Source organism: Paenibacillus sp. LjRoot153, assembly GCF_964253085.1.
GTDB lineage: Bacteria > Bacillota > Bacilli > Paenibacillales > NBRC-103111 > Paenibacillus_E.
The window spans coordinates 2,924,286-2,947,481 of sequence record NZ_CAXUQH020000001.1 but is presented as its reverse complement, the minus strand read 5'-3'; the positions used below and the strand labels follow the sequence as shown (position 1 = coordinate 2,947,481).

The window sequence follows — 23,196 nt, the reverse complement described above, 5'->3', positions numbered from 1 at the left end:
CCCTTTTTCAATTAACAATAATTCCTATTGGTTTAATCGGTATTAAGCTTTGTACTTACTGTATCACCGCTTTATGGGACGGTCAATCGTAGATAAAGATGTTCTATTGATGAATAGAATTGTTCTATGTAGCGGTTATTTTCCAATCGAATTCTTTCAATACATCCAGAAATAAGTGGGATACATCGAGGCTGGATTCTTTCAATGTAATGAGGATTGTACGCAAAGAGAGACCTCCCAATGCCTGAATATCAATAGGTACAAGATGTCCCTCTTTCACTTCTTGATGTACACACAGTTCCGGTAGAAAGGAAATACCCAAGCCTTTGGCCACAAGCTTCTTGGCTGTTTCCAAATTATCGATTTGATATTCGATTTGTGGAGGATGATCTAGTGTTGCAAAAAGCCGGTGGATCTTCACCCAATCCAGTGATCCGCACTCAAAGAAGACTAACGATTCGCGACCTACATCTTGTATAGTCAACGGTTTCTTTTTCACAAAAGGATGGCTAGGATGGACGAAAAGGCGAATAGGATCCTCGTAAAATCCCAAAATGTCTACATGTGGATGAGTCACATTTCGGACAAAACCGATATCGATTTCTTTATTCAGAAGCATCTCCAGAATAACCTCTGTCGGAGCCGTCGTTAATTTTATTTGCAGATGAGCATGTTTGCTTTTAATCCACGGAAGAATTTCAGGGATCATATAATTGGAAACAGATACGGTGCAACCGACTCTGAGTTCATTGTAATCCTTATTGACATGTTGAAGCTGCTGCTTCCCCTTCTTATAGGATTGAAGTATTTGCCCCGCAAAGGGAAGAAACTGCTTTCCTTTATCTGTCAGTGTAAAATTTCTACCTTCTCTCTCGAAGAGCAACGTGTTCAAATCACGTTCCAACGATTGAATTCGGGCTGTTACGGAAGGCTGAGATAAGAACAACGCGTCCGCTGCCTTGTTGAAACTGTTATAATGAATGACATAGACGAATGCTTCGATATTTTCAATATTCATTTAACCATGACTTCCTCTCCGACTTACCCATCATCAAGAACTACGAGAGTACGTTGTATGTAAAACTTCGTCCTGATTTTGTAAATAGGTAGATACCCCCTCGAACGCTTCCTGTGCATCGATACCTTCAAGTTGAAGAGCAATGGTTGATTGTTCTCGAAGTGACATACTCCAGGATACGATGCCTAATAGGCCTTTTGCATTTAACTTTTCCCCTTGTGCACCCAAATAAATCTGACTCGTATATTGATTAGCCATGGTCACAAAATTCAACACGCGGTCCAGAGTCCATGGTTGATCTAACGTAAATGTCCAATCTATTTTCATAAGAACTCCTCCTCTAAGCTATTATCCAAAAAAAAGAGACACAAACATCCTAAAAAGGATGAAGCATCTCCAGTTATCTGGTTGATTCCGATAATTCCGATTAATTTACTTGTATTTAAATTATAGTAAGTTAGACAACCTTTTGTCAACGGTAGCCGTAGAAAATATTCCATTTTTTTCTTTGCCGAAGATGTCCCTCATCCCAGCAGCTTCTGGTCAGTACGCCTAGTGTTGTCTACCTTCCTCATCCATGCAGCTCCAAGAAGGGTTACACCAGTCAGGAGGAATACGAATTGAATTCCAAGCCAGCCGCCGAATACCCCACCCAGCAAAGGACCAACCACAATGCCGAATTGACTTGACGATTGGTTTAAACTCACAGCTCTTCCACGGAAATCAGATTCTGCATATTTAACAATGAGCACATTCAGAGCTGGAAAAACAGCAGCAAAAAACAAGCCATAACTGAAACGAAGGATGCCAAAACCAATAAGCTGATGAACGCCAAGCTGCAGCAGATTGCCGATACCACCGCCTATCAACCCAATGAACAATACTTTTTCATAACCGATTCGACCGCCTATGATCCCCCAACGGGGACCCATAATGACCGTGGCAACGCCGACTGCTGAGAAAACAATCCCCGAGCTTAGGGTAGCTTTATCGATACTTCCACCGATTTGTACGACATAGAGTGTCAGCAGCGGCTCGAGAATCATCACGGAAGTAGAGACTAGTAAAGATAGCCCGAATATCCCCATTAATCTTCTGTTACGCGCGGCGTATTTAATATCCTGGATGATGCTTATACGAGCTACATCTTGTCGCTTGTGAACCTCCTTGACACCTACTAGCACGATCACAGCGGAAAGTAACGTAATAATGCCTGTTGCAATGAAACAAGCCCGTAAGCCCAACCAGTGACTCAACACGCCACCTACTAGCGGCCCGATAATTCCCCCGGCAGCCGTTGCCGTTGATATCACGCCGAGCGCGTATCCGACGTGCTTCTCCGGTGTATTCGTACCGACCAAAGCTATGGAAGCAGGGCCAAAGCCTGCCATAAGTCCTTGAAAAATCCGAACAAGAATGAATGTGAATAGATCATACACAAAATAATTGGCAAAATGAGCCAAGGCTAAACCGATACCTGAACGAATTAACATCGGTTTCTTCCCAAATTTATCAGCTAACGCCCCCCAAAAGGGCGCACATAAACCACTAATCAGAAAGCTAATGGAAATGGAAACACCTGACCACATTTCAAGCCTATTCTGAATACCTAGATCATTTTGCAAAAAGATAGGAAAGAACGGTACAGATAGGGTATACGCTATATGGTTAATAAATAAGCCCAGCCATAACATATGTAGATTGCGTCTCCAATAGCGATCCATTTGTTCCCCCTTTGATAACATCCAAGCATGAAAAGAACCTCACAGACGATGCTGTGAGGGGCATGGGGGCTATGATCAACTCACTAGCCGAGAATGGAACGGATGATGTGGATGATTGCGGTCTTTTCCAGATCACGTGCTTGTGGGCGCTGTTCCTTTAAATAATCAAATAACGCTTTCCTTACGTCTTCATCGACCTCGGAAAGTGCTTTTCCCTCGCCCTCCCATTCTGGGTGGGATATCCAAAACTCATCGATCCAATCGCGGTTTAAATACGTAATTTGGTAAGGTCGTTCTGAGAAAAACCCTAATTCCTCGCCCGCACCATTGAAAAACACATAGGTCGGAATATGATTCCGTCCATCTGCCTGTAAATAAGCGGCTGCAATATCTTGATTGTCTGGGTCTCGAAGTAAAATGTGCAGCTTTAATTTACCCGTCTCCTGTTCAATTTTGCCGAATAGCGGTAAATTTGCAATAACATCTCCACACCAGTCGTGCGCAAGTACAAGAACATCTATGTGCTCGGTAAGCCCTTCAAAATAAGCCAATTCCTGATCGGTCAATACATACCGTTCGAAATTTTCATGAAGTCTCTCCACATTTACTTTGGCGCTGCTAACAAATTGTTCGTACGTTAAGGCTTCCTGAAAGGCTTTCACCCTTCTTTCTCTCGAAATCCCTTCTGCTTTCTGAATGCTCATCGTGACATCCCTCCAGAAATGGTTTTCATACCGTTAAGCCCACCGGTGAATGGTTCCATACTGTACTTGGAATCTCTCGTCGCAAAATAGGTGCAACCTCGGTGGCAAATCGCTCCATCTGTTCACGCTGCTCCGCTTCGCTCAAGCCATCTACGCTGATACTCACAACTTGATGCCCATAGGCTTCATGATAGTTCAGGATCTTCTCGATCACTTGATCTGGACTGCCAATCAGGACAGGCCCATTCTTCACATTGTCCTCCAGATCTTTGAAAGGTGAGTTGTTGATCTGAGATGCCGCCGTTGCATGGAACGCATCGTAATAGGGACGAAAGCGACGGATTGCTTCTTCCGTGGTGTTAGCCAAATACAAGCTTCCAAAACCTGAGCCTACTATTGCATGTTGCGGATCATGACCATAAAAGGCTAAACGCTCACGATAATGATCGATTAACGCTTTGTATTTAGCCTGTGGATGGAATGTATTCGAGGAGAAAATCGGTTCACCATATTTCGCTGCCAACTCCGTTGACAATGTACTTGATGCGCTCCCATGCCATACAGGTATAGAAGGCTGAAAGGGTCTTGGCTGTGTCGTCACATTGTCTAATGGTGAACGATAGCGCCCCTGCCAGGTAACGTTCTCTTCCTTCCACAAACGCTTTAGGAGTGCATAACGTTCCGCGAGTGATTCCCACTGTTCCTCTTCGGTAATTCCAAAAAGGGGATAGTGACGAGGGTCGTTGCCTTTACCAATGATCAACTCAATTCTCCCACCTGAGAGATGATCGAGTGTAGCATAGTCCTCAGCAACACGCACCGGATCGAGTACGCTAAGAACAGTAACGGTTGTTAATAAGCGAATGCGTGATGTTCTGGCAGCAATCGCGGTTAGAACTACTGGCGGCGAAGATGAAATAAACGGTGCGCCATGCCGCTCCCCCACACCATAAGCATCAAAGCCTAGTTCTTCAGCAAAGACGGCCTGTTTCAGCACGTTCTCAAATTTCTGATGGGTCGTTAATATTTCCCCACTTACAGCGTTCGGTATATTCATCATTAGGCTAAATAAAGCAAACTTCAAGGTATACAATCCCCTCTCTACAGCAGGATCAAAATAGTGGAACTCTGTATTTATCTCCTTTTTCTGAATAGAGAATAGCTTCCGAGTTATATAAATCAACTTGCTTAAGAGGTGCTTGAATGTTCCCTAACGTTAGTTTATTGGTCTTTAATGCATGGAGCAAAGAAGGTATGTGTTTCTGATCAGTACCGATTAAATTCACGTTCACCGTTTCTTGATTGAATTGGATATTCGTTTTATTAAAATCAACCCAACGATCCACTTTATTTAAGCTTGCAAGTTTTAAAGAGTCCAATAATACGCCCATTACATATCCACTCCTTTAGGAAAATAAAAAAATAGCATGGATTCAATGATCCATGCTTCCGGATGACCAGTCAGCTTGTTAATTCCGATTAATTCAATGTGTTTTATAAGTTTTAAATTATCATTGTTTGACCGTATTGTCAACCCAGGCAAAGCGATTCCTTCTTAAAAGAAGGAAACACTCCCTGTTCCAACTATCCCCCTGCCTAGCTACTCGATTATGAATATATTAATAATAAGGAATTCATTTTCAAACAAAGCAATATAAATAAGAAAGACAACCCATTCGTACAATTTAAATGGCTTCGGTAAGCTGGATTATTGAAATCAACACTTATCCAACCCGTACAAAAAAGCCGTTGATTTTTGTCCCAGGTTTATTATATATTTAATTATAATAATTATTATTTAAAACTTAATTTAATTTGAATGGAGAGGTAAAAATGAGCTCTATGGATACTGCTAACTCAGGAAAATGCCCGTTCTCGCATGGAAGCGCTACAACTCACAAATCTAGTGGTACGACGAATAGAAACTGGTGGCCAAATCAGTTGAATTTGAATATTCTCCATCAACATGACCGTAAATCGAACCCTCTTGGCGACGATTTTGATTATGCCGAGGAATTCGGAAAATTAGACTACCAATCGCTTAAACAGGATCTTCGAGCTCTCATGACGGACAGTCAAGATTGGTGGCCAGCTGACTATGGACATTATGGTCCCTTCTTTATTCGTATGGCATGGCACTCCGCAGGCACATATCGCACAGGTGACGGCCGTGGAGGTGCGGGAACTGGCACTCAGCGTTTTGCTCCACTGAACAGCTGGCCTGATAACGGCAACCTCGATAAAGCTCGTCGACTACTGTGGCCTATTAAGCAAAAGTACGGCAACAAAATCTCTTGGGCAGACTTGTTCATTCTAACCGGTAATGTCGCTATTGAATCCATGGGCGGCAAAACATTTGGTTTCGGCGGCGGACGCGCGGATGTGTGGCACCCCGAAGAAGACATCTACTGGGGTGTAGAAACGGAGTGGCTGGGGGATAAGCGTTATACAGGTGATCGCGAGCTCGAGAATCCGCTTGCGGCCGTTCAGATGGGACTTATCTATGTGAATCCAGAAGGTCCGAACGGCAAACCAGATCCGCTTGCAAGCGCTCGTGACATCCGCGATACATTTAAACGGATGGGTATGAACGATGAAGAGACGGTTGCCCTCGTAGCCGGTGGACATACATTCGGTAAAGCACACGGTGCAGGTGATGCTGCGCATGTAGGTGCAGAACCGGAAGCAGCTGCTATTGAAGCACTAGGCTTAGGTTGGATCAGCACACACGGCTCAGGTAAAGGACGCGACACCATCACAAGCGGAATTGAAGGGGCTTGGACGGCGAATCCGACACAGTGGGATAATGGTTTCTTCGAACTCCTATTCGGATACGAATGGACACTTACGAAGAGCCCTGCTGGCGCACATCAGTGGACGCCAATCAATCCTGCTGAAGAGCATCTCGCACCAGACGCAGAAGATGCATCTATTCGTGTTAAGACGATCATGACTACCGCGGATATGGCACTGCGTTTGGATCCAGCGTACGAGAAAATTTCTCGTCGTTATTATGAGAATCCAGATGAATTTGCAGACGCGTTTGCTCGTGCATGGTTTAAACTTACGCACCGGGATATGGGGCCTCTTGCCAGATATCTGGGGCCGGAAGTTCCTGAAGAAGTTCTGATCTGGCAAGACGCTGTGCCGGCTGTTGAATACGCATTAACAGATTCAGACGTAGAAGATCTTAAAACAAAGATTCTAACGTCTGGCCTTACCGTCAGTGAACTCGTAACTACGGCTTGGGCTTCAGCCAGCACCTTCCGTGGTACGGACATGCGTGGCGGCGCCAACGGTGCTCGCATTCGGCTTGCCCCACAGAATGACTGGGAAGTGAATCAACCAGATCAACTTACCAAAGTGCTTACCATTCTAGAAGGCATTCAAGAAGACCTAGATATCGAAGTGAGCCTCGCTGATTTGATCGTACTCGGTGGCAGCGCAGCGGTGGAAAAAGCTGCACGTGATGCAGGTTTTGAAGTAACGGTTCCATTTACTCCTGGACGCGGTGATGCAACAGAAGAACAAACCGATGAAGAAAGCTTTGCCGTGCTGGAGCCGATCGCTGATGGTTTCCGCAATTATCAGAAGAAGCAATATCGTGTGAGCTCCGCGGAGCTTCTTGTAGATAAGGCACACCTGCTAAACCTGACTGCACCGGAAATGACTGCTCTTGTTGGCGGTATGCGTGTTCTAGGTACGAACTTCGGAGGCACCAAACATGGCGTATTCACTAATCGTGTAGGCACACTCACGAACGACTTCTTTGTTAACTTGCTCGATATGAGTGTACAGTGGAATCCTATAGGCGGAGATGTTTTTGAAGGACGTGATCGCAAAACGGGTAAAGTCATTCGTTCAGCAACGACAGTTGACCTCGTCTTCGGTTCAAACTCTGTTCTGCGTGCCATTGCGGAAGTTTATGCGCAAGATGATAATAAAGAAAAGTTCGTACGCGACTTCATAGCTAGCTGGGTCAAAGTAATGAATGCCGATCGCTACGATCTGAATAAATAACGTACTCTTATGTATGTATGAGGGTGTCCCAAACGTAACTATTGTTGAGGATCGATACATATCCACTCGTTGGGAAAGGTACTATTCGAATGAAAAAGGAGCTAAGCGGCTTGCACGTGCTTAGCTCCTTTGTTTTTGGCTTGCTCGCTCTACGGATTCGGACATCCACCAGCTATACCACATCCATAGCAACAGATAATCCTGCATAATCTCCAACTTGCTCACCTAATCCAGCTGGCACAATCTCACATACATTTAGGGACCAAGGTAAGGCTTCTTCTCTCAATGTGTTCATGACAATGGGCTCAAGCAACTCTTGCTGCCGCCCATAGATACTACCGATAACAATTCTTTCCGGATTGAGTACATCTACTAACATGGCAAGTCCCTGTCCTAATCGTCGACCTACCAGATTGTATATTTGCCGTGCCAAAGGATCCCCTTCTTGCGCAGCCTTGCCTACCGATTCAGCAGACAAACCGACCAAGTCGTTCATATGCTTACAGAAGGAAGGAGCCTTACCTTCTTGAATAGCTTTTATCGTCATCATTTGCGCGAGCTTCGCAATACCTCCGCCGCTGCAGAAACCTTCAAATGAGCCCTCCTTGCCATATCCCACTGGCCCTTCAGCTGCTAAACGGACATGCCCTACTTCACCGGCCATGTCATTCGTTCCACTATAAAGCTGTCCGTTAAGAATAAGCCCTGCCCCCATACCCGTACCGAAGGTAAGAAAAATCATGTTTCGACAGCCCTTCCCCGCGCCAAAACGCCACTCAGCTAACGCACAAGCATTCGCATCATTCTGTAATCCGACCGGAATGCCGAAACGTGCCCGAAAAGGAGTGACCACGTCAATCTGATCCCAGCCTGGCAAATTCGGAGGCGAAAGAATGAGTCCAGCCTGACTGTTTAACGGACCTCCGCAGCTGATGCCTAGCGCCGCAGGTGTCTGCTCAGGATGTCTAGACATTACTTTTTCCAGAACTGCTGCGATGTCATTCATGGCTACTTTCGGGTTATTTGGCGTAGGGAACTTTATTTTTTCCAAAATAACGACGCGATCTTGTTCCACAGCTCCTAAACTCACCGCACATTTTGTTCCACCAATATCGATCGCCGCCAGTATTGTCATGAGGGAAAGAACGCCTCCTCCAGCATCATGCATAATGCATGATAGATCGGCAGATGCCTCTCTTGGATATCCGGTGTTTTGTCCCAAGGCGCACATATGGTTACATCGCAAAGCGATTTCATTTTACCTCCACTTGAACCTGTAAAACCAATGGTTTTTAACCCTTGCACCCTTGCTACTTGCAAGGCTCGAAGTACATTCAGAGAGTTACCTGACGTACTAAAAGCAATTAATACATCGCCTGGACGTCCATAGCCATACACTTGCTGAGCAAAAATCATGTCCGGAGCAACGTCATTCGCATAAGCGCTAATCAAAGCTGTATGACTAATGAGTGAAATCGCTGGCAGCGCGCCTTGCAGCCTATCCGCAAGAGCAATTCCCTCTCCCGGAAATTCACGCTCAAATTGAGAGCTAACCAATGCGGGCAGTGGCCGACTGGACATAAATCCCTTCATCAATTCGCCAACAACATGCTCACAATCTGCTGCACTCCCACCATTTCCGCATAATAGCAGCTTACCACCTTGATGAAAGGCATGGTATAAAAGCTCATAACCCAATTCAATATCTGGCACGCAATCTATTAACTCGGGATAGCGAGTTGTCATTTGTTGCAAAATAGCATTCATTCAACATTGCCTCCTATTTTGTAATATATATACAACAAAATTCTGCCGTTCATCTCCTTCGTGAACCTATGAAAGCACCTTGAACAACAACGTACTTTTTCACAAAGGGATAAACAGTTTATTTGGTTAACATAGCAATAGTCTACTGATTTACTCTTGCGAGGGCCGTATTATAAATCGTTTCAATTTCAGTTGCGCCCTTTTCTTTACATTGTTGAATAAAGCTATCCCAATCATTCAATGCCCCATCATTGATAATGAATCTATCCATATTCACCGTTAAATGCGCATCTAATTGCGTGCGTAGCTGTTTAAGCCGTTCACGTTCTTCTTTATTAAATGGCGGATCGTTGACTTCTCTGAAATTAATACCATTCGCAAGATCATTAATTGCCTTTTCAGACCACTTAATGAGTTCCGGTGCGGAAGAGGGAACAAGCGGATGGTCGTCAGAATGAAGTGCTAAGCCAAGGTAACCGGTTCCAAGTGCAGATTGCATCGCCCTGAAAGGATCTTGTTTATCTTTAAACTTCGCTTGCGTCGCTTCAGTAATCTGATATTCGCCGCCAGCTAGTGTATAATCAACGTTTTCTACACCAAAGCTTGTCAGATTGGTTCCCTCGTCTCCATACATCCAGTCGATAAACTTGATAACTTCTTCGGGATTCTTCACTTTGGCGCTTATTGCGTACATTTCTCCAAGATGATCAAGTTGATATACGTTGTTGCGTTTAACACCCTTTGTACTTGCCATGACAGGTAACAATTCGAACTTAGCATTTGGATCACTAGCTTGAAGTGCTTTATTAAAGTTTGCACCAAAACCATTGTTATCTTGGTAGAAGAAAGATTTGCCCGTACTTAATTTTTCCACCCATGTTTGTGAGGTTGCTACGGAATAGTCTGGATCAAGAAGTTTTTCTTTATAGAGCTTATGAAGATAGGTAATCGCATCTTTAAATTCAGGTGAAAAAGGACCAAATTTATATTGCTTTGTCGCTTGCTCATAATAAACCTTCGTACCTGTAATATTGGTATATCCACTGCCAAAACCGAATGCAATTGGATTAATCAAATTTTCTGTTCCCGTTTTTCCATTTGCTGCACGGCTAGTAAAAGGGTACGAAGCTGGGTAAGCCTCCTTAAGCTTTTTAAGAACCTGATAGAGTTCATCATAGGTCGTTGGGGTCTTTAAGTTAAGCTTTGTCAATAGATCTACACGTATCATCGGAAGCTGACCCGACTGCAAGCTCCATTTGGTTGCGAGCGGAAAGCCATATAACTTGCCATCGACCTTTGTCTTATTGATTTCAGGCTTCTGTTTGATCAATTTTTGAAAATTCGGCATTTTATCCAGATACGGTGTGAGGTCAAGGAAAATATCTAAATCAGCGTAGTTCGAAAGATCATTTTGATTAACCATGATCACATCGGGAATTGAGTTTGTAGCAATTAGCGTTTTCTTCTTATCCTCATAATTACTTTGTGGAACACTTTGTAATTCAAGCTTCACATTTTTTCTTTTTTTAATTTCCTGAACAACGACCGAATTGACATCTAACGCTTGCGAAGAATGCTCATATCTCATCCATGAAAGCGTTATTTGTTTGGCAGAAACTGGTGATGTGCTTGCCGTACCTTTTGGCTTAACTGGGCTGCTACAACCTGCCAAAAAACTCCCCAATAAGGCCAATGAACAGCAGACGGTTAACAGGCCTTTTTTTTGAATAACCATGTTGTTCCTCCTTACTATTCTGGATTTGTTTCTGGCAATTTTATTTTATAAGCTAGTAGGCTCTCTTTGAAAGAACCAAAATAGTGTTTCATGAACCGTTATTCCACATTCATCGCAATGAGTCATTATTCCACTAGTTCCAACAGTCCATTCCAGCCTATTTCTGCTTTTTTCCATGGCTACTACGATATTCATTCGGAGAAATGCCTTCATACTTTTTGAACAAACGCAGAAAAGTGGTACGGCTGAATATGCCAATCTGATCGGCGATTTCACTAATTTTTAAATCTGTATGTGCTAACAATTCTCTCGCTTTAGCAATCCGAATAAGACTGATATAGTCCGAAATATTCGTCCCCGTCGATTCTTTAAACATTCTGGATACATACTTCGCGGACAGTCCAATTTCATTTGCAATCACTTCGAGATAAAGGTCCTTTTCATAATGCTTCTCAATATAATCGGTGATGAAGGTTACAACCGCACCTGATTTGCTTTCAGGCTTATATAACGTTTTAGCAATAATTTTATCGTAAAATTCGAGGATCAATTTCAATCTTCCATCAAACTCACTGGGTAAAAGCTCCTTTTGACTCAAAAAAGCATGTTCGTTCGCATCCAGAAAATCATAAACACTCAGTCGCTTTTCCGTAATATAGCGATTCCCCGTATTAAAGAACTCAACAAGCAAAGCCCCTAGAAAGTGATAGGAGACTCCCCTTTCTTTATTCAAGCTAATGATAGCTTCCAACTCTAGTTTCAACCCACCTATGTCACCTGATTTCAAAGCGTTTACAATTTTGTTCTCATCTAGAAATGAGTAATAGTAGTTTTGATCGATAACAAAATGATCCGCATCTAATATAACCATCTTGGATGAGTCTGTCCGTTTATCGATGGCTGTAATTGCATCACTATACGATTTCGAATAATCATCGATTTTATCGTATTTTTTTCCTAAACCAATAATTAATTCGCAATAAATCATGTCATAGGCAAAGGTCGTTTTAATCATCTCTAACGCTTGGTCTAGTTGCCCGCGGTCTTCCTCACTCTTCAAATTGACCATGCAAACATATAAGTAAGGCTCATATTCCGTCAAATAACAATTCACGTACTTCTTCATAATGCCCCAAAGCACATTTTTCATCTTTTCTAAAATCAATAACCGGTCTGCTTCCACAATCTCATAATAAAATCGATCCCTAAACTGAATCATGAAGCAGCAGCATAAATAACTCCCTGAGTTAAAATTGATTTCATTTAAAATTTGATTAACGGAATAATGCTGTGCACCTCGATATCCTTTAATTAAATTCGTGAAAAACTGCTCGAGAATTTCATCAGAAAATGTATTGATTTTAATATTGTCATCCCGATGCTGCTGTATCAATTGATTGACACTATTGCCGATCCTTTGAAGTTCGCTGCTGTGATGTGTATCATTGTTCCATTCATCCACTTTTTCAGTTTCTTGTAAAATATCTCGAATATTTTTGATCGGATTATATAAGCGAACACTAAATATAAAAGAGAAAGCTACGCCAATAATAAGTAAGCTAATGCATATCCAGATAATCAAATTAAAAATACTTGCAGACTCCTGGTTAAATGAGCTCACAGGGGTCATTGAAAAATACTTCCACCCAAAATCAGACGTCGTTTGAACTAGCCAGTTCTGCTCGTCACCAATCCGAATCGCCCTTTTACTTTGCTCCTCCGAAGAAAATCCAGCAATGATTTCCTGTTTCGCTTTCTCATTTATCCCACTGCTTTGCAGAATGATCTGATTGTTTTTATCCAATACAAGATAGTGTGTAGCCGCGAATATCGAGTTGTTTTGCAGTGTAGACATGATCGTAGGAATCGAAATCGTTGTCACCATCGTTGCCAAATGTCCATTTAAATATTGTGTCGTAATACTCGGTATGACCTCGCGGTAAGAATTCATATCAGCGTTGATCACTTTGGTAGGCTTCAATAATTCGAATAAGCTGCTTTGTTGTAAGCGTTTACGCCAGAAGTCTTTGTTATACTCATCAAATTTATAAAATTTGTCAAAGAAAATGTCAAAATTAACGATACCATCACTTAAATACACGCGTTTATCATCTACAAAAATAAATATATTATCAACAAAATGACTGATTGGATTCCGATTTCCCGCAATTGATCTCACAATCGATGGCATTTTGATTTTTTCTTCATCCGTAAGTAAAGAATCTGGTCGTAAATATTGTTGAATTGTTTCACTAAGCAGTAAGCTGTTATTCGTTGCCTGTGCCATACTTAAATAAATATCAATTGTTTTGGAAGATGCCATCAAATTATCAGTAAGTTTCTCAGAGGCATCCTTCTTAATCAATTGATCTGCGTTAAAATAGGAGATGATGCCAATAATGACAATTGGAATTAATAAGGAGGTGAAATAGAGCAGAATCTTAAAGAATAGCCTGTTCTTATCCAACGATTGCTTCAGATGTTTCCAATTCAAGTTTAGTCCCCCCATATATGATGCTAAGCAGCATCTCTACCTTCAAATGAATCTACATCCTCCGCTTCCCACAAATCCCAACACAGGAACTTTGTAACATTTATTCTCTATGTATAATTCGAATCACGCTATAGGAAATCCTTCCAACCTATGTGATTGTTATCTTTTTCCATTCAAAAACATGATAGCATGGGATCTGATAAGCGGCTAAGCATGAACGAAGGCCACATAAAATCGTCTACAACGTAGAACGAGTTTATGTGACCTAGAATGCGGAACGTTTTCAATTCATACGCTTCGATAACTCCTTGGATAGACGGTATAGCTGATCGACTTCCGCTTTGTTCGTGGCTGTAAACTCATCCTGATTTCGCGCACGCGAGCGATAATTCGAACTGATGCCTTCCTTCATCTGATAATACTTCGCGTTTATCGGATACAACTGCCGCTCAATAAATGAAGCTACACTCAGTACATCACTTAAGCGCTGCGCTTCTTCCGGCTGCTTTTCCCAATTATGGAGAAGCCACGCATAAAGGTCTGGATGAAAGTTAGCCATGACTCCACTGTATCCGTCAGCGCCAAGCTTCAATGTTTCCAGAAGCGTTGCTGAATTGGCATTGTAAAGCTTTAAAGATGAGCCTTTAATCGCTTTCAACTTTTCTTTGATCATCTCTACATCACAAGAAGTATCCTTCAAGAAGAAAAATCTTCCGGTATCCGCACACCACTTTAAGACAGAAGGTGTTAATAGACGCTTATATGGAAATGGACATTCATAGATACCAAATGCAATATGATCTGGCAGCTGTTCGATTAGCTTTTGAGCGTTAGCCTTCCACACGTCATCCGACTCATCCGCTCCTGCCAATCGGTTCGAAATCAGGATTACGGCCTCAACGCCTGTTTCTGAAATCGCTGTCAATTCTCGGGCCTGGTCTTCAAGCGAGTCGGAAATGTGTCCCGACGCAATAACGGGAATCCTTCCCGCTGCCTTCTCCACAACAAAAGCGGCAAGCTTCACACGCTCTTCCAAACTCAAAAAGAACATTTCGCTAGATTGGCATACAGCAAATAATCCATCAACCTTGTTTTGAATAAACCATTCAACCATGCGTCCCATCGCATCAAAATCAATTTCGCCAGACTCCTTGTATAAGGTAATCATGGTTGGCCATACGCCGTTAGGGTTATTAATTTTCATTTGACATCTCTCTCTCATTATTATTTTGCAATTCTACAAAATTCACTTCCTGGATGGGGTCGTGCTGATTTGCAGGTATAAAAAATGTTTTAATTTCACACTTGCCAAAGGTACTTCGCCAACTGCGATTTAAGACTGGCATGCTTAGATCTGTCTCCACTTCTCTTCCGAAAGCTTCATTACAGCGTAGAATCCAGCCATTCCCGTCTTCCGCTGGTTTAAAGGCCACAGCCACCACATTTTCAGCAGAAATCATAATTCCCTCAGAAAGTTGCGGTAAACTCCCTTCGTGGTACGTTTCCCATACTTGCTGCAACGGCGTATGCATTTCGTAGGCCTTTCTTACAACGCCGCTATCCTGCCACGATCCAGCATGAGGCGAGAGTATGTAAATAAACTCCTGCACACCTTGATCCATAAATTCCGATTGTTCATCACGTTCGCCAAAATGATCTGCAAAAATCGGACTTCGTACTACAGTCATTCTTAATTCATTCTCCAGCACATCGTAAGCGTATTTGGTATCGTTGATCAGAGATAGTCCGAATACTACTGATGATGGTTCAATTCCCTCCGCTGTACCAAGTTCATAACCAGATACATTCACCCACATTTGTCCGGGCACCTCGTTTCCATTCGTAGGACGTTCAATGAAGCCATACGGAATTTCAAACACGGCACGAGGCTGCTCGACATTGATTGGAAAGGCAAGCTTCAGCATCTTATGCTGTTCTCTCCAATCAAGCTTCACCTTGACATGCAACTCGGAACTGTCATGTAATAGGCTTATATCCTGACTAAGGATAGAATTTCCGAAATGACTAATTACCCTAATCGTCGCTCGCAGAGGACCCGTTTCAAGCACTTTCACCTCTGCGTTACAAAAGCGTCCCCATTCCTCACGATAATGTGTGAGACCGTGTCCCCATGTATCGCTGTGACTCTCATCCAAGACGATTGGCACCGCTCCGTCTCCAGCCAGTACTTCTCTACAACCATGAAGCTTGTCAATGACATGTCGGATATATCCAGTATCAGGATCGAGCTCAACGAAAAGCTTATTATTTTCTAAGAAACAACCCTCTGCCCGAGCGGCACCTTTTGGCTCCATCGGATCGCAAGCTTTATCCCGGTATACCCAAAACACCTGATAACCAAAAGCCGGAATTCGCCCCGTGATTAACGTATCCCATTTATCACTGGTATTTGTCCGTGATGCTCTGATCGATTGAATCGGCAAGGGATTGCCTGCAGCATCGGTCACGCCAGCCAGCTTCTTGTTAATCCCAATCGGCGCCTCCACTTCCCACGATAATGGGTTAAATACCACAAGAGGTGAACCAAGGTCATCTTGCTCCCAAAGCTGCCAGTCCTTCTCCTTGCTTAAGGATGTCACACCTGGTTTCATCGTATTAATCGACCAGGAAATCTTTTGAAGAGCAGCGTTTATTGCTTTTGCCCCGATGCTTAACGATTCACCATAAAATTCCTGAACATCGTCGTAAGCTTCCTTAATACTACAGCCGCCCATAATATCATGAAAATGATTGAACATGACGTTTTCCCAAGCCCGATTAAGTGCTTCAGACGGATATGGTAAACCTAGCGTCAAATTGGCTAGTGTAGCAAATTTCTCCGCTGTCAGCATCCGGTGCTCCACTCGGCGGTTCGTGGCCTTGGATTCCGAATGGGTTGAGTAACAACCGACTGCGTGCATCTGCATCTCATCCTTAATCACAGGGATATCCGGATCCATCTTCTTCATTGCTGCAAAATAATGATTCGGAGAGCTCAACTGAATATCGTCCAGATCTGGTCGCTTCTGGATCTCTTGAATGAGCTTAATATTCTCAATGGTCGGCCCCCCGCCATGATTACCAACGCCATAGAAAGACATGAAGGCATGACCGCTTGCTACGGCCACATTTCTGTGGGTTATGATCTTATCTTCCATGCCATTGCTCGCCCAATTGCCGTAGCTGTCGGCGAGCCTAAATGTCATAACACGGCTGCCATCTTCTGATTCCCACCAGAATAAATCGTGTGGTAACGTCTTCTCATGTGCCCCTGGACGCATGAAGACGTAGTAATCCATTCCGCCTTGCTTCAATAACTGTGGCATCATGCCATGATGACCGAAAGAATCTACATTGTAGCCTACCTTCGCCATTACACCGAATTTCTCCATAAAATATCGTTGTCCATATAAGCTATGCCTAGCAAATGATTCGCCTGATGGCAGATTGCAGTCCGGTTGAATCCACCAACCGCCTGTAATGACCCAGCGTCCTTCGGCAACCCGCTGCTTAATTTCGGCAAACATCTCGGGCGCATTCTCTTCCACCCATTTGTAATAAGCCGCGCAAGCACATGTAAATACAAAATCAGGGAACTCATTCAATCGATCCAAAGCGGAACGAAAAGTCGCTTTGATCTCCGCATACCCCTCCTGCCAGCGCCATAACCAAACCGGATCCAAATGAGCATTTCCAATTAAATGAAGCTTCGTTTCAACTGTCATGTTATCCCCCATCACGCATTTTGATAATTTTAAAGCCTCTATCCTTTTACAGATCCCAGCATGGCCCCTTGCACAAAATATTTTTGTACAAACGGGTAAATGACAAGCACGGGCAAGATGGCAACGAAGACACAGGCGTATTTAATATTTTCTGTCATGACGGCCAGCCCCGCTTCTGCAGCGCCAAGCTGTGCGGATTGTGAAGCCATATCTCCCGAAATTACGATATTACGTAAAATAATTTGCATCGGATACAGTTCCTTATCATTTAAGTAAATAAGTGCAGGGAAGAAGCTGTTCCAGTGAGCTACCGCGTAAAAAAGAAACATGGTAGCCATGACAGGCAAAGAGAGTGGCAGCACAATTTTCATGAAAACTCGAAATTCTCCGGCGCCGTCCATGATCGCAGATTCGTGCAGTGCTTCAGGAATATCTTCAAAAAATGTTCTCATCAGGATCATATTGAAAACATTGATCGCAGTCGGAATTAATATGGCCCAAACCGTATTGACCATGCCTAACGCATGAACCACCATATAACGCGGGATGAGACCACCGTCGAAGAACATGGTGAACACAACAAACAAAGCAAGAAATGAGCGCCCATACATATGCTTTCGCGACAAAGGATAGGCACAAAGAGCTGTCATCACCAGATTAATAAGCACACCAGCGGCCGTATAAAAAAAGGTGTTTGCGTAAGAACGCACAATGGCAGGATCATTAATAATGACACTATAGGCTTTAAAATTAATATCGATAGGTCGCCAAAACACTTCACCGCTGCTCGCCGATGACCCCGAGCTGATTGAAATGATTCCCATATAATAAAGCGGATATAGAGTAATAAAGATCATAGCCAGCATAAAAATGATGTTAATTGTATCGAAATAAGAAAACTTACGACTTTGCATCTCAATCCCCTCCGCTAGAACAATCTGGATCCATTTATTTTCTTGGCAATTTGATTTGCTGATACGACAAGCGCAAAGGCCAGTACAGATTGGAAAATACCTACAGCCGCTGCAAAGCTAAAGTCGCTGTCAATCAACCCTCGACGATAAACAAAGGTTTGAATCACATCTGCGGTCTCATACGTGGGACCACTGTACAATAATAAAATTTTCTCAAATCCGACCGAAAGCATTTTACCCACTGTCAAAAGCAGCATGATCGTGACGACAGTTGAAATCCCAGGCAGTGTAATGTGCAGCAATTTGCGCCAGCGATTGGCTCCGTCCATCGTCGCCGCCTCATACAGTTGCGGATCAATAGCAGTCAATGCCGCCAAATAAATAATGGAGTTCCAACCCAGATTTTGCCACACTTCAGATCCGACATAAATGGTTCGAAACCACTGCGGCATGGACATGAATGTCTTCGCTTCCCCGCCAAAAACCTTAATCACTTCATTGATGAGCCCATCAATAGAGAGGAAGTTAACCAGCATACCTACGACTACAACGGTAGACAGAAAGTGCGGAACATACGTGACGCTTTGAATAAACCTTTTGAAAAATTTTTGTTGCAGCTCGTTTAACAATAAAGCGAACACGAGAGAAGATGGGAAATAAAAAATGAGTGAATACACGTTGATGAGCACTGTATTGCGAACCACTTGCCAAAAATACGGATCCGTCAAAAATTGGCGGAAATACTTCATCCCAGCCCACGGGCTATGAAAGAAACCCTTGACGATCGAATAGTCTTCAAATGCCATCAAATTCCCAACCATAGGTACATAGTGAAAAATAACAAAATAGGCAAACGGTAATAGAAACATGAGATACAGTGGCATGCTCTTGCGTATATTTTTTTTAACCTCAACAACGGGTATATTTTTCTTAGTCTCAACAACTGGTGTCAAATATCTCCACTCCTCTCTTGAAAATAAAGGAACAGGCTGCCCTGTGTGTCTTAGCAACCTGCCCTCTTACTGCATGAGCTTCAAACGTTACTTCACGCGGGCTAAGGCATCGTTGTAAATTTTGACGATATCATCTGCACCTTTTGCTTTAAGTTGTTTAACGAAATTATCCCAATCATTAAGTGCACCGTCTGTCACAATAAATTTATCCATGTTTTGAGCCAAGTGAGCGTCAAGTTGTGTACGGATTTGTTTCAGCTTCTCGCGCTCTTCTTTGGTAAATGGAGGGTCGTTAACGAATTGCACATTTTCGCCTGCATCCAAAGCTTTAGATGCTTTCGTGTTCCACTCTAGCCACTCTTTGGAATTAAATGGTAATCCAGCGTGATCGTCATTGTTCAGAGCGAGTCCTAGGTAGCCCGTGCCATACTCCGATTGCAGGGCATAAATCGCACTTGGTTGTCTGTCCTTATACTTGTTGACCAAAGCGTCAGTCAATTTGTAAGTGCCATTTTCGCCAGTGAAATCTTCGCCTTTGATACCGAAGTTTGTCACTTCAATGCCTTCTGGGGAATAGAACCAATCCATGAATTGAGCAACTTGTTCAGGATTCTTAACTTTTGCGTTAATGACATACGATTCCGACAAGTGACCAAGTGCATAGATCAGGTTACGCTTTGCACCGCTCGGCGATGTCATCGTATCCAACATATCGAACTTCGCATTCGGATCCTTCTTCTGCAGATTAATATTAAACGTACTTGCGAAACCATTATTATCTTGGAAGTAGAAGGATTTTCCTGAGTTTAGCTTTTCTTGCCAAATTTGCGATGTAGCTGTCGCATAATCCGGATCAAGAAGCTTATCTTTGTAGAGTTTATTCAAGAATGTGATAGCACTTTTAAACTCCGGCATAGCTGGACCAAATTTGTATTGTTTATCTTTCGGCTCGTAGTATACTTTCGTTCCGTTAAAGGTTGTGTATCCGCTGCCAAATGCAAAGGAAATTGGATTGATTAGATTTTCTGTTCCTGTAAGTCCATTTGCAGCCCGGGCAGTAAATGGATAGGAATCCGGATTGGCTTCTTTCATTTTCTTCATCACTTGATATAATTCATCATACGTAGTTGGCTTTTTCAAACCTAGCTTATCAAGCAGATCCGTACGGATCATCGAAAGCTGGCCGCCAACTCCCTGCCAATTCGCTACAAGAGGGAATCCATAAAGCTTCCCGTCAATTTTGTTCTTATTGATTTCAGGCTGCTGGGAAATGACTTTCTTCAGATTTGGCATTTTGTCCAAATATGGAGTCAAATCAAGGAATGCTCCTGTGTCTGCAAAGTTCTGAATATCATCCTGTTTGACAAGCATCACATCAGGCAGGGTATTCGTTGCGATCAATGTTTTCTTTTTATCATCGTAGTTGCTTTGAGGAACACTTTGAAGATTTAGTTTGACATTTTTACGCTTTGCAATTTCCTGAACAGCTTTTGAATTGGTTACGATCGCTTGCGAAGCATGTTCGTACCTCATCCAAGTCAGCGTTAGTGGTTCAGCCGAAACAGGCGTGCTTGCCGTACCCGCAGTCGTTGCCGGTGCAGCCGAATTATTCGTTGAAGTTGTTGAACTGCTTCCACAACCGCTAAGCACACTTGATAGCACTAGTAATGAACCAGTTACTGCCATAATCCCCTTTTTTGATTTCATTGAATATATCCTCCCATGTAATTGGATTGCTTACACGAGGATCATAGCACACCATTTTTGAGCATTTGAATATCCGAATTGGCGTTTAAAGCACCGTTTCTCCGCTATTCGGATCATGATTCATTTCTCCGCTATGATGCAAAAAGTCATAATGGTCACGTGGACATCCCCTGGAAAACAAGAAGACCGCCCCCAGCTAGGGAAGCGGTCTTCTTGTTTTCCACCTTCATGTTCGGCTACTTGCTGCTAGCATTACCTGGCACAACAACGACTCTCGTTGTTGCAACAAAGCCGCCGTCCAGCGTTGTCGCAGTAATTTCCGCTTTCCCTTTACTTACACCAGTAACCAGACCTGTTAACTCATCTACCCTGGCAATACTGGAATTACTGGAACTCCACAAAATTGTTTTATTGCTTGCATTCGCAGGAGATACGATTGCAACAAGTTGTTCAGAGTTGCCTAAGCCTATTGCAACATTCTCCTTTTCAAGCTCCACCTTTTGCGCTGCAATCGCTGCCGGATCAACGTACAGATAGACTCTCAATGGTGCTTTGAAGAACGGCAGCATATCGCTTGTTACACCCTGCGGTAGCTTAGTCTCATCAACAACGCCGGTAAGGTTGCTAATTAAAGCATTAAGTTTATAATTCGCTTTAATAGCTGCAACATCCCAATTCACCGGCACATCAACCGAAGGAAGCACACCGTTCGCTGCCCCCGATTTATAGGAGGTATATGCTTTAACTGTAGATGGGAACAGGGCCTTAATCTCACTATCGGAAGCAGTACTGATATTGAAAGATGCAGGAACTGCAATTTCACGATCGAAGCTTTCATATTCTCTGATAATGTTTACAGGATCACCTTCCTTAATCCAGTCCTCGGTAATTCTGGAGAAGGCAATATTTTTATAGCTGGACAAGGATTGATTGTTGGAATCCTTATCAAGCGACGAGAAGAATCGGCTGAAGCTGATTAGGATATCTCCATTATCTGCTTGCGTTATAGCAGGGTAATGGTAGCTTCCCGTACTGCTTCTTGTATCCAGGGCAAGATGCCTTCTGTATTTCCACGTATTCCCTTCATCATCTGATAGTGCGACAGCCAACGTATTTCGGTTCGATTCCGTATCAACGTGAACGAATGCCCAATTACCATTCTTAAGCTGCAGAAGATCGTGCCCTACACCCGGATCCTGCAGTTCAGGAACGTCCTTGACCGTTGACCATGTCAATCCCTTGTCTTTAGACTCGGAAGCCACCACACGATAAGGTCTTGGACCATTGTCACGCATATAAGCTACAATCGTGCCGTCTTGTCTTTGAGCCATCGTGGCCTGAATGTTGGCGACACCTACAATAGGCTCACTCATCTCCCAACGAACCGAGTTATCCTCAAGAGGTTTGGAAGGATCATACTCTGTAAATGCCATAATGCTCATTTCCAACACATCCGAATACAGGGGCAGAATTAATCGCACTTTGCCGTTGCCAAGAGCTACCTCAAACGGCTTATCTTTGGTTTGCCAGCCGAGACGACGGGCGTATGGGTAACCTGAACGGTCTTGATAAATGACGTCCGCTACTGTCGGAGCATACAGATACTTCGTTGGGTCGCCGCCAATAAGCTGCATAGTCTGCGCGACCAGACCATCAAACTCAGCTTCATTGACTCTACGACTCATACCTGCTCCGCCATCTGCAACTGGTTTGAACAAATACTCTTTTTGCTCATCAAGCTTAGTTTTTATCGTATTCACAAAACCTTTTGCCAACTCAGGGCGCGCTACAACAGGCGCTGTCGCCCAAGAAGGTCTTGTTGCTGCTCCAGTTCTATCATCAAGTGACAAACTTATATTATCGTCTGGGCTGTTCGGATTGACGACACCGCCAATATTTTTACCGAGTTTAATCCCTACATTTTCAGAAAATGTCCAGTTAGGAGCTTTGTTGCCAACCTGTGAAAACTCATAGTTGCCTTTTTCGGCATAAGCATATCTAGGTTGGGAAGTTTGCCATCTGCCCGCTAATACGGGATACCAGAAAAACCAGAGACGGTCGCCGGAATCCACGTATACGACTGGATTAATATCAGCAATATCTTGTGCATTGGTCATTTCAAAGGGTGTCGTCCACGTTGTTCCACCATCCGCTGACCGTGCTCCCATAATTCGTGTCGTAGTCGCATCTCGTTCGCCATTTCCCTGAAACCATACACATAACAACTCTCCGCTTGGCAATTCTACAATACTGGACCCGTGTATGTGGTCTCCTGCAGCACCGTTATCCTTGATTGGATTGAAAATACTTACAGCTTTATCCGAATAGCTAAATGTTCCAGTAGGAGCAGCCAAGGCAGCAGGAACTATACTTGTTACAGAGATCGCCGCACAAACAGTCAGTGTAGTTAGTAACTTGAATTTCCCTTTCATCTA

Annotated in this window: 17 protein-coding genes; 1 reads left to right on the top strand and 16 read right to left on the bottom strand. The window is 43.3% G+C overall.

Translation table 11 applies throughout. The features are described 5' to 3' along the window. Nucleotides 1-124 precede the first annotated feature (124 nt). The 6 genes from ACSQ8P_RS12450 to ACSQ8P_RS12425 all read right to left on the bottom strand — a co-directional run bounded on the left by ACSQ8P_RS12450 (nucleotide 125) and on the right by ACSQ8P_RS12425 (nucleotide 4,837). Nucleotides 125-1,018 carry a LysR family transcriptional regulator gene (locus tag ACSQ8P_RS12450; RefSeq protein WP_436235467.1) on the bottom strand — a complete coding sequence of 298 codons (894 nt, stop codon included), beginning with the start codon at nucleotides 1,016-1,018 and terminating at the stop codon, nucleotides 125-127. 33 nt (nucleotides 1,019-1,051) lie between these two features. After that, nucleotides 1,052-1,345, bottom strand: a complete 294-nt coding sequence (locus ACSQ8P_RS12445) for an HPr family phosphocarrier protein (protein ID WP_436235466.1) — start codon at nucleotides 1,343-1,345, stop codon at nucleotides 1,052-1,054. 197 nt (nucleotides 1,346-1,542) lie between these two features. After that, complete coding sequence (locus ACSQ8P_RS12440) at nucleotides 1,543-2,742, bottom strand: MFS transporter (protein ID WP_436235465.1); 1,200 nt, start codon at nucleotides 2,740-2,742, stop codon at nucleotides 1,543-1,545. An 83-nt stretch (nucleotides 2,743-2,825) separates the two neighbouring features. Continuing rightward, on the bottom strand, nucleotides 2,826-3,446 hold the full coding sequence (locus ACSQ8P_RS12435) for a thioredoxin family protein (protein WP_436235464.1): 621 nt from the start codon (nucleotides 3,444-3,446) through the stop codon (nucleotides 2,826-2,828). A gap of 25 nt (nucleotides 3,447-3,471) precedes the next feature. Then, the gene (locus ACSQ8P_RS12430; protein WP_436235463.1) at nucleotides 3,472-4,530 is read right to left on the bottom strand and encodes an LLM class flavin-dependent oxidoreductase; all 1,059 of its coding nucleotides are present in this window, start codon (nucleotides 4,528-4,530) and stop codon (nucleotides 3,472-3,474) included. A gap of 28 nt (nucleotides 4,531-4,558) precedes the next feature. Then, nucleotides 4,559-4,837 carry a hypothetical protein gene (locus ACSQ8P_RS12425; RefSeq protein WP_436235462.1) on the bottom strand — a complete coding sequence of 93 codons (279 nt, stop codon included), beginning with the start codon at nucleotides 4,835-4,837 and terminating at the stop codon, nucleotides 4,559-4,561. Nucleotides 4,838-5,279: 442 nt separating this feature from the next. On the opposite strand from ACSQ8P_RS12425, the gene katG reads away from it, so the two are divergent. Further along, entirely contained in the window at nucleotides 5,280-7,466 is a 2,187-nt protein-coding gene (katG, locus tag ACSQ8P_RS12420; RefSeq protein ID WP_436235461.1) for a catalase/peroxidase HPI, read from the top strand. 172 nt (nucleotides 7,467-7,638) lie between these two features. Here katG and ACSQ8P_RS12415 read toward each other — a convergent pair whose 3' ends face one another. The 10 genes from ACSQ8P_RS12415 to ACSQ8P_RS12370 form a co-directional block, all read right to left on the bottom strand. Beyond that, nucleotides 7,639-8,601, bottom strand: coding sequence for an ROK family protein (locus tag ACSQ8P_RS12415; protein WP_436235460.1), 963 nt, complete (start codon nucleotides 8,599-8,601; stop codon nucleotides 7,639-7,641). Next, nucleotides 8,598-9,233 carry a D-sedoheptulose-7-phosphate isomerase gene (locus ACSQ8P_RS12410; protein WP_436235459.1) on the bottom strand — a complete coding sequence of 212 codons (636 nt, stop codon included), beginning with the start codon at nucleotides 9,231-9,233 and terminating at the stop codon, nucleotides 8,598-8,600. Before ACSQ8P_RS12410 ends, ACSQ8P_RS12415 begins: the two co-directional genes overlap by 4 nt. A gap of 142 nt (nucleotides 9,234-9,375) precedes the next feature. Then, on the bottom strand, nucleotides 9,376-10,968 hold the full coding sequence (locus ACSQ8P_RS12405) for an extracellular solute-binding protein (protein ID WP_436235458.1): 1,593 nt from the start codon (nucleotides 10,966-10,968) through the stop codon (nucleotides 9,376-9,378). A gap of 157 nt (nucleotides 10,969-11,125) precedes the next feature. Next, the gene (locus ACSQ8P_RS12400; protein WP_436235457.1) at nucleotides 11,126-13,462 is read right to left on the bottom strand and encodes a helix-turn-helix transcriptional regulator; all 2,337 of its coding nucleotides are present in this window, start codon (nucleotides 13,460-13,462) and stop codon (nucleotides 11,126-11,128) included. Between the two features lie 283 nt (nucleotides 13,463-13,745). Further along, a complete protein-coding gene (locus tag ACSQ8P_RS12395; protein ID WP_436235456.1) occupies nucleotides 13,746-14,666 on the bottom strand; it encodes a dihydrodipicolinate synthase family protein in 921 nt (306 codons plus the stop codon). After that, complete coding sequence (locus tag ACSQ8P_RS12390; protein WP_436235455.1) at nucleotides 14,656-17,187, bottom strand: alpha-mannosidase; 2,532 nt, start codon at nucleotides 17,185-17,187, stop codon at nucleotides 14,656-14,658. Before ACSQ8P_RS12390 ends, ACSQ8P_RS12395 begins: the two co-directional genes overlap by 11 nt. A 38-nt stretch (nucleotides 17,188-17,225) precedes the next feature. Further along, a complete protein-coding gene (locus ACSQ8P_RS12385; protein WP_436235454.1) occupies nucleotides 17,226-18,101 on the bottom strand; it encodes a carbohydrate ABC transporter permease in 876 nt (291 codons plus the stop codon). A 14-nt stretch (nucleotides 18,102-18,115) separates the two neighbouring features. Continuing rightward, a complete protein-coding gene (locus tag ACSQ8P_RS12380; RefSeq protein WP_436235453.1) occupies nucleotides 18,116-19,054 on the bottom strand; it encodes an ABC transporter permease in 939 nt (312 codons plus the stop codon). 87 nt (nucleotides 19,055-19,141) lie between these two features. Then, nucleotides 19,142-20,761 (bottom strand): extracellular solute-binding protein, encoded by a 1,620-nt coding sequence (locus ACSQ8P_RS12375; protein ID WP_436235452.1) that lies wholly within the window; start codon nucleotides 20,759-20,761, stop codon nucleotides 19,142-19,144. Between the two features lie 236 nt (nucleotides 20,762-20,997). Next, the gene (locus ACSQ8P_RS12370; RefSeq protein WP_436235451.1) at nucleotides 20,998-23,193 is read right to left on the bottom strand and encodes an exo-alpha-sialidase; all 2,196 of its coding nucleotides are present in this window, start codon (nucleotides 23,191-23,193) and stop codon (nucleotides 20,998-21,000) included. Between the last annotated feature and the right edge of the window lie 3 nt (nucleotides 23,194-23,196).